Source organism: Pseudomonas sp. ARP3 (assembly GCF_001029595.1).
Taxonomy (GTDB): domain Bacteria; phylum Pseudomonadota; class Gammaproteobacteria; order Pseudomonadales; family Pseudomonadaceae; genus Aquipseudomonas; species Aquipseudomonas rhodesiae.
The window spans coordinates 22,445-29,830 of record NZ_LEKF01000035.1; the positions used below are offsets into that span (position 1 = coordinate 22,445).

10 protein-coding genes are annotated in these 7,386 nt (G+C 55.0%); 4 read left to right on the forward strand and 6 right to left on the reverse strand.

The features are described 5' to 3' along the window. The first annotated feature begins 4 nt into the window (after positions 1-4). Positions 5-694, forward strand: coding sequence for a response regulator (locus ABX75_RS26815; protein WP_034096559.1), 690 nt, complete (start codon positions 5-7; stop codon positions 692-694). Positions 695-791: 97 nt separating this feature from the next. Here the strand turns inward: ABX75_RS26815 and ABX75_RS26820 are convergent, their stop codons facing one another. Further along, complete coding sequence (locus tag ABX75_RS26820) at positions 792-1,829, reverse strand: patatin-like phospholipase family protein (protein WP_034096560.1); 1,038 nt, start codon at positions 1,827-1,829, stop codon at positions 792-794. Positions 1,830-2,047: 218 nt separating this feature from the next. On the opposite strand from ABX75_RS26820, the gene ABX75_RS26825 reads away from it, so the two are divergent. The 3 genes from ABX75_RS26825 (at position 2,048) to ABX75_RS26835 (ending at position 4,030) form a co-directional block, all read left to right on the forward strand. Beyond that, complete coding sequence (locus ABX75_RS26825) at positions 2,048-2,326, forward strand: hypothetical protein (protein WP_034096561.1); 279 nt, start codon at positions 2,048-2,050, stop codon at positions 2,324-2,326. A 55-nt stretch (positions 2,327-2,381) separates the two neighbouring features. Further along, positions 2,382-3,143: a CHAD domain-containing protein gene (locus ABX75_RS26830; RefSeq protein ID WP_034096562.1), complete on the forward strand. Its 762-nt coding sequence runs from the start codon at positions 2,382-2,384 to the stop codon at positions 3,141-3,143. A gap of 89 nt (positions 3,144-3,232) precedes the next feature. After that, positions 3,233-4,030, forward strand: coding sequence for an acyl-CoA thioesterase II (locus tag ABX75_RS26835; protein WP_047883002.1), 798 nt, complete (start codon positions 3,233-3,235; stop codon positions 4,028-4,030). A 3-nt stretch (positions 4,031-4,033) separates the two neighbouring features. On the opposite strand, the gene ABX75_RS26840 is transcribed toward ABX75_RS26835, so the two are convergent. From ABX75_RS26840 to ABX75_RS28870, 5 genes are all read right to left on the reverse strand, one after another. Beyond that, the gene (locus ABX75_RS26840; RefSeq protein ID WP_047883003.1) at positions 4,034-4,396 is read right to left on the reverse strand and encodes an Mpo1-like protein; all 363 of its coding nucleotides are present in this window, start codon (positions 4,394-4,396) and stop codon (positions 4,034-4,036) included. Between the two features lie 224 nt (positions 4,397-4,620). Continuing rightward, positions 4,621-5,025: an Imm50 family immunity protein gene (locus tag ABX75_RS26845; protein ID WP_047883004.1), complete on the reverse strand. Its 405-nt coding sequence runs from the start codon at positions 5,023-5,025 to the stop codon at positions 4,621-4,623. Positions 5,026-5,188: 163 nt separating this feature from the next. Beyond that, the gene (locus ABX75_RS26850) at positions 5,189-5,584 is read right to left on the reverse strand and encodes an Imm50 family immunity protein (RefSeq protein WP_047883005.1); all 396 of its coding nucleotides are present in this window, start codon (positions 5,582-5,584) and stop codon (positions 5,189-5,191) included. Positions 5,585-5,780: 196 nt separating this feature from the next. Beyond that, positions 5,781-6,164 carry a hypothetical protein gene (locus ABX75_RS26855; protein ID WP_047883006.1) on the reverse strand — a complete coding sequence of 128 codons (384 nt, stop codon included), beginning with the start codon at positions 6,162-6,164 and terminating at the stop codon, positions 5,781-5,783. Further along, a partial coding sequence (locus ABX75_RS28870) for an RHS repeat domain-containing protein (protein WP_082136212.1) occupies positions 6,161-7,386 on the reverse strand: 1,226 nt, incomplete at its 5' end. The genes ABX75_RS28870 and ABX75_RS26855, both read right to left, overlap by 4 nt.

Below are 7,386 nucleotides of genomic sequence, written 5' to 3' on the forward strand. Positions count from 1 at the left end.
CACCATGAGCCAGACCGCGACGATTTTGGTCATTGATGACGAACCGCAGATCCGCAAATTCTTGCGCATCAGCCTGGCCTCCCAGGGCTACAAAGTGATCGAAGCCGGCACTGGCAGCGAAGGGCTTGCCCAGGCCGCACTGAGCAAACCGGACTTGCTGGTGCTGGATCTGGGCCTGCCGGATATGGACGGCCAGCAAGTGCTGCGCGAGTTTCGAGAGTGGTCGACGGTGCCGGTGCTGGTGCTGTCGGTGCGCGCCAGCGAAGGACAGAAAGTCCAAGCCCTCGATGGCGGCGCCAACGACTATGTGACCAAACCCTTTGGCATCCAAGAGTTCCTGGCGCGGATTCGGGCGCTGTTGCGCCAGGCCCCCGCGGGGGAGACGCAGGAAGCCGCGCTGTGCTTCGGCCCGCTGACCGTCGACCTGGCCTATCGCCGCGTGCTGTTGGACGGTGCCGAAGTGGCACTGACCCGCAAGGAGTACGCAGTGCTGGCGCAACTGGCGCGCCATCCGGGGCGGGTGATCACCCAGCAACAATTGCTCAAGGACATCTGGGGCCCGACCCATACCGAAGACAGCCACTACCTGCGCATCGTGGTGGGCCATCTGCGCCAGAAACTGGCGGATGATCCGACCCAGCCAAGGTTTATCGTGACCGAGGCCGGGGTAGGGTATCGATTAGTGGGGGCGTAGATCAGTTTCCTGTGTTCGAGTCGCGGGCATGCCCCCTTGCAATCCCCTGTGGGAGCCGGGCTTGCCCGCGATGGCGTCACCCGTCATACCGACGCCTTCAAGGCTGCTCACTCTCGTACCGATCCAGCGTATCGCTCGCGATCTCCCGCCCGAGGGCGATCAACTCTGGCGCCTTGTAAAACTCAAAAAACCGGCACACCCGCTTGGGCACGTTGATCAGCACATCCGGCGGATAACCGGCGATTTTGTACTGCGCCAACGACGTCTGCATCACCTCAAAACTCTGGTTGATCAAATCCAGCAGCGATGCGGGGCCGACGTTATCGATGATGAACGAACCGGTCGCCGACTTCGGCGCCCCGGGTTTTTCCGGCGCGGCCGCCGGTTGCTGCGATTCGGGCTCGGCCGACTCCAGCCACGGGTTGATATCCGCCGCCTGAGCCTGCAAGGCTTCCTGCTCAAGCTTCATTAACTGCTCGGCCTGTTTGCGGCGAAACGGCAAGTGCGAACCCAGCGACTTGGCCAGGCTGTTGAAACGACTCTTGAACGCCGGTGGGCGCTGAATGACCGGTAACTGATAGTGCTTCTGGTTGGTGGCGTTGAGGTTGACGGCAATGATCAAGTCACAGTGGCTCGACACCACCGGCACGATCGGCAGCGGGTTGAGCAGACCGCCGTCCACCAGCATGCGATTGCCTTGCATCACCGGCGTGAACAGGCTGGGAATAGCCGCCGACGCGCGCATGGCCTGGTGCAGGCAACCTTCCTGGAACCAGATTTCCTGCTGATTGGTCAGGTCGGTGGCCACGGCGGTGTAGGGGATGCGCAGTTCTTCGATATTCAGCTCGCCGACGATCTTGCGGATCTGCCCGAAGACCTTCTCGCCGCGGATCGCCCCCAGGCGAAAACTCACGTCCACCAGGCGCAGCACATCCAGGTAATCGAGGCTTTCGATCCAACGGCGATACTCGTCCAGCTTACCGGCGGCGTAGATGCCACCGACCACGGCGCCCATGGAACAACCGGCGATACAGGCGATGTCATAGCCGCGTCGTTCGATCTCTTCGATCACCCCGATATGGGCGTAGCCGCGGGCCCCACCGGACCCCAGCACCAAGGCAACACGTTTCTTCATGGTTCATGTCCTTCCCCAGACTGCCGCCCACAATGCACCCATTGAGGGGGCGGCTTCAATCTTCGCGGCCTGCCTGAACTATATTTTCCAGAATAGCCACGCGGCTCGAGTATGCTCTGGCAATAGGCGAGTATGATTTCCCCTTGGCGAACAAGGCACTTTTCCTTGTAGGCAACGTCTATTCCGTACGACTGTTTCTTCCTTTTGAGGTGTCATCAATGAAAGCCTGGATGTGTGTGCCTGTGATCGTGTTGGCCTTGGCCGGTTGTGCCGGCAAAACCGCCTACCGTGACAGCTGCGGATCGCAATTGGACGCCGCCTGGAAAGAACTGGACCTGGCCAAGGCCGAAGGCTTTGCCGGTACCGTGAGCTACTCTAAAGCCTTGTCGCTGTTGACCGGCGCCAAGACCCAACAGCAATTCGAAGCCTTCGAAGGTTGTGCCAACAAGGCCGAGAAAGCGCGCTTCTACATTCGTGAGTCCCGCGCCGGTCGCTGATCCGAGTCGGGCATCTTGAGTCGTCGGGGAATGTTCATCGTCAGGGGAGCAAGTGATGTCAGCGTTAGTCGATCAGCTAGTCGCCCAGGTCATTGGCCTGGAAGTGGGGTTACTGAGCTGTCAGGCTCGCCTTGCCGCCGTCACTGATGATGAAGCCCTGCACGACCTGCGCACCACCGTGCGCCGCTTGCGCAGCCTGTTACGACCTTTGCGCGGGCTGCCGGGTGTGGAGCAACTGGAAGTCGCCGCCAGCGCTGTCGGTCAGTTGACTACCCCCCTGCGTGATCGGGAAGTGCTGGCCGCTTACTTGCACCAGCACGGCCATCACGAGGCGGCGGATCGACGCTTGCGGCCGCAGCCCGATGCCTATCGTCACGTAGCTCAATCCCCTGAGCTTGCGCAGTTGTTACAGATTCTGGACGCTTTTCCGCGCTTTATTCGGGCCTCCGAACACCAGAAACTGCTCAAAGGGCTGCGCACGCGCATCGAAAAACGCTTGGCCAAGCAGTGGCATAACCTTGGCGCAGCGCTCAAAGAGCCGGGTCATGATCGGCATCGTCTGCGCTTATTGATCAAGCGTGTGCGCTACGCCGCCGAGGCGTACCCACAGTTGGATAAGCTCCCCGCCAATGCCGTCCCCCGTCTCAAGAAAGCCCAGGCCGTGCTTGGCGACTGGCACGATTGCTTACAGTGGCTGGCCCAAGCTGAACAGCAGGCGGACCTGCAGCCCTGCGTGGCGGTGTGGCAGCGCACCCTGGTCAAGGCCGAGGGCGAGTCCGACCGTGTACTGGACAAACTCAGCGCTCATTGCTTCTGAGACGGTCCGGTTTTTGGCCGGAATAGGCGCTGTTCACTGTAGGTAGGATGGTTAAGATCCTGTCTTCTGTTTCTCGCTTTGAGGTCGCCATGCACTTTAGTGATTTGCTCGACGCTGCCCGTCATAACCCCTTGGACGTGACCATCCCCGCCGACTGGGCCCAGGGCCGTGCGACCTTCGGAGGGCTAGTGGCAGCGTTGCAATACGAAGCCCTGCGTGCCCAAGTCCCCGGCGATCGCCCGCTGCGCTCGCTGGCAGTGACCTTTGTGGGGCCGGTGGCGCCTGATGTGCCGGCCAGTTATCAAGTTGAAGTGTTGCGCGAAGGCAAGGCCGTCAGCCAGTTGCTCGGGCGCGTGGTGCAGAACGGCGAAGTCGCGACACTGGTGCAGGCCAGCTTTGGTGGGTCTCGAACGTCGGAAATCGACGTCCTCAGCGAGCCGCCACCCATGTTCAAACACTGGGACGAATGCCAGGAGCTGCCCTATATCAAAGGGGTGACGCCTGAATTCATGCGCCACTTGGCCATGCGCTGGAGTGTCGGCGGCTTGCCGTTTACCGGTAACAAATCCCGCGAGATGGGTGGTTGGGTCCGACTGCGTGGCGATGTGAAACAAGAGCCGCTGACCGAGGCGCACATCCTCGCGCTGGTCGACGCCTGGCCTCCGGCGCTGCTGCCGCACCTGAAGAAACCGGCCCCCGGTAGCACCTTGACCTGGACCATCGAATTCATCCAGCCGCTGGCAAACCTCACCACCCTCGACTGGTGCCAGTACTACGTCAACATCGAACACGCCCGCGACGGCTACGGTCACGCCGCTGCCGCACTGTGGAGCCCGAGCGGTGAACTGATCGCCATCAGCCGCCAGACCGTGGTGGTATTCGCCTGACCTTCAATGCCGTTGGCGCTGCCGCCAGGCGCGCCACCAACCGCCACTCAACACAAAGCGCGGAAAAGTCACGAACTGCTCGACCACCAGGCGTTGCACCGCATCTTTGCGATCACTGAACGGCTCACTGGCCTGAGCTTCCAGGCTATGCCCATGACGCTGCAACACCAGCCCTGCAAGGATACCGACCACACCCACCGCAAAACTGGCCACGCTGAGGCTGAACACCCCGGACACGATCAACAAAAAACCGATGATAAACAGCGGCACCGCGATCAGATGCAACGCCAGATTGGTCGGATGCTGATGGTTCTGCGGGTAATGGCGCCACTGCCAGGCGGGGAGATTGGGATGACGTTTGCCCATGATGATAAATCCTCTGTCCGTTGAAACAACTTGAACAGAGTCTAGGCGCGGTAGGGCGGGGCGGCGAATTGGGGTTGGCTATGGGGGGGATAGATGGTTCCTCAAATTGAAATGCCATGGTAGTGATCGCTCATATGTGAAAGAAATGTGATATGGCTTTCGTTTATTCAGTGCGGGTATCCTGCGCCCTCATCGGGAAAGGGGCGAAATTTTTATTGTCGTTGCTAGAAGTAGTAATCGTCCGGTCCATTGATGTAAACGCTGGGGTCGTTAAGTGAAACGAATTTGGCACTGAATGTTATTAGGGCGCTTTTGCTTTTTGCTTCTAGATTAAAATGAGCGTTCTCGTTTTGGATTTCAAGAACGAAAATTTCATGGATGGGTAGATTGTGTATTTTTAAATTGCTAATTTCGCTGCAGGTAATCCCTATTCTGCACGTGTTGTAACCTTTGTTTTTCCATTTTTCTGGCAGGATATCCGGAAACTCAGGTATGTCGAAACCCAAGTTAATACTTGGTTGGTCATTTTCAATTCTTAATGAAAAAAGTGCTATCTTTCCAATCTCAATAGGCTTGCTAAAGATTTTGTTGAGGAAAGTGCTTTTATCTAGTTCGTTCCAATATTTCATTTTATTTCCTGAAGAGATAGTGTTTTTTTAGTTCCGGGAATATGGCCTTTTCGCGGTGTTTCGAATGGGCGTAAGTTGAAGTAAAATGGGGCGTCTCTAGTTCTATCGCACCGTCCATGCTTATGGCCAGCAGAGTTGTCTTGAATAAGATATTTAGTGCCGTCTAATCAATGGGCCCGTTTATGTGAACATTTGGGTCCGCGAGTGTGATGAAATTAGCTTTGAATTCAATTAAGACGTTCTTGTTAGTCGCCTGAAAATAAAACTGGTTATTTTCCTTGGTGATTTTGACAAAAAATACTTCCCGAACAGGAATATTTTTTATGCTCAAGTCTTGAATACCATGACAGTCGATGCCCATTCTGCATGTGTTGTAGCCTTTGCCCTCCCATTTTTTGGGTAATGTGTCAGGAAATTCCGGTATGTCGAATCCCAGTCCCACAGAAGGACGATCATTTTCTATTTGCATAGAAAAAAGAGCAATCTGGCCAATTTCTACCGGTCTGCTAAAGATTTTTTCAAAGAATATATTTTGATCTAAATCGTTCCAGTACTTCATCGATTAATCCTCAAAATTGTAATGTTCTTTGGTTTTCAGGTACGTTTCCGCTCCTAGGTTTAATAATCCTCCCCGATGAAGGACGAGAGTTTGTGTGAAGTTCTTGCTGTAGTTTCTTTTAGCCAGGTAAATTGCATTCTATGAGTTTTGAGTTGGGTGCTTAATTGCATAAATATTCCTGATGGTGGGTTTTTTTCTATTGTTGTGAGTTAAATTGTTTTTGGTCGCGCTCTATGATTTCTTCGTTATATTTGATTAGCCGGTCTAGAAGCACTTTCATGAAGTTTCGTTTGTCAGTGATTTCGTCTTTGAAATAGGTGTCGAAAAGATAAAATACCGATTCGAATGTTTCGTCTGTGCTCAAAAAATATTTTAGGGTGTTGATGTGCCATTCTCTCTCTTCCTGTTTGTATTCGGCGAACTCAGGTTTGGTTAACGTATCGAATAATTTTCCGAGCTCTGCGCTGTCGTTTACGTTTGTCGATTTGATTCGCAGTTCTCGTTCTTCATCTCTAATATTTTCGAAGCTATAAGTGAAGAGCAATCCCTGGATTATTGGTAAGCTTGGTTTCAATTTCATTCTAGGTCCGTGTAGGCTGTTATGGGTTGTCCATTATTGTTTAAGATGACTTTGGCTTTTTTGGTTTTCTGGTATTCCTGGCCTTGCGTTTTATAGCCTTCGCCAATTATTTTTCCCATATCTATAGGGGTTTTAGACGCTGACAAATCAGCCTGTTTAAATATCAGCTGCGCACGATAAATAGCGTTCAGCTGATCTCTATGGCTTAGGAAGTGTGTGGCCGCGCTTGGTATTTTCGGTTCTCCATTATTATATCCTCCTATGTGACGTTCAATATCGCCAGTGGTTGGGTTTCGCGCAGTCATGATCCGTTCAAGTTGAGACATTAATGTCGTTTGAGCGCCATGTTTTTCCACAAAGTGTGCGCCTGGAATTAAGCGTTCCAGTTCTACCAAAAGTCGATAAGCATTGGCTTCTGCTAGTTCATCTATCCTCGCTCTGCGCTCCGCTCCAGAAGGCTGCGGTAACGCCGGCTCACCGTGATCAGCACTTTTTGCTGATGTTTGAGGTGCAGAGTTCGGTTTGCAGCTATCTCCACCTGGGCAAGAGTTCAACCCCAGCGGATCCACCCACCCCGTAGGGTTAGGCACATACCGATACCCATTGATCCCACCCGCCAACTTCACCGGATCCGGCGTGAGGTAGCGACCAGTATCCGGATTGTAGTAGCGATGGCGGTTGTAGTGCAGGCCGCTTTCTTCGTCGAAGTATTGGCCCTGGAAACGCAGCGGATTATCGATTTTGCCTACGTCGAGCCGGGCGATTTCGCCGTAGGCGCGGTAGTGGGCGGACCAGACGATATCGCCCTCGGGGGTGGTGAGTTCCTGGGGTGTGCCGAGGTGGTCGAGTTGGTAGTGGTAGGGCTGGGTGTGGTCTGGACCGAAGCCTTCCAGTAGGACTAGCGGCCGGAAGCTGTCGGGTTCGTAGAGGTAGCTGCGGTGGCGGCCCGCTTGGTGTTCGGCGATAAGTGTGTCGCCTTGCCAGAAAAATTCGGTGGTGAGGCCATCGACGGTTTTGCTGATACGTCGGCCAAATGGGTCGTAGCGGTAGCTGGCGGTTTGGCCGTTAGGCCGGGTGATTTCGATCAGCCGGTGCTGGCTGTCATAGCGGTATTCGGTGACGAGTTGCTGGCCTTTGCCGCGGCGTTCCTGGGTCAGGTTGCCGAAGGCGTCGTAGGTGTAGTGGCGGTCGCCCTGGATCAGCAGGCGGTTGCCGGCGCCCG

Coding starts and splice junctions, on each gene's coding strand:
- ABX75_RS26855 (WP_047883006.1), bottom strand. CDS start 6,164: ATGAAATTGAAACCAAGCTTACCAATAATCCAGGGATTGCTCTTCACT.
- ABX75_RS26845 (WP_047883004.1), bottom strand. CDS start 5,025: ATGAAATATTGGAACGAACTAGATAAAAGCACTTTCCTCAACAAAATC.
- ABX75_RS26830 (WP_034096562.1), top strand. CDS start 2,382: ATGTCAGCGTTAGTCGATCAGCTAGTCGCCCAGGTCATTGGCCTGGAA.
- ABX75_RS26835 (WP_047883002.1), top strand. CDS start 3,233: ATGCACTTTAGTGATTTGCTCGACGCTGCCCGTCATAACCCCTTGGAC.
- ABX75_RS26825 (WP_034096561.1), top strand. CDS start 2,048: ATGAAAGCCTGGATGTGTGTGCCTGTGATCGTGTTGGCCTTGGCCGGT.
- ABX75_RS26840 (WP_047883003.1), bottom strand. CDS start 4,396: ATGGGCAAACGTCATCCCAATCTCCCCGCCTGGCAGTGGCGCCATTAC.
- ABX75_RS26815 (WP_034096559.1), top strand. CDS start 5: ATGAGCCAGACCGCGACGATTTTGGTCATTGATGACGAACCGCAGATC.
- ABX75_RS26820 (WP_034096560.1), bottom strand. CDS start 1,829: ATGAAGAAACGTGTTGCCTTGGTGCTGGGGTCCGGTGGGGCCCGCGGC.
- ABX75_RS26850 (WP_047883005.1), bottom strand. CDS start 5,584: ATGAAGTACTGGAACGATTTAGATCAAAATATATTCTTTGAAAAAATC.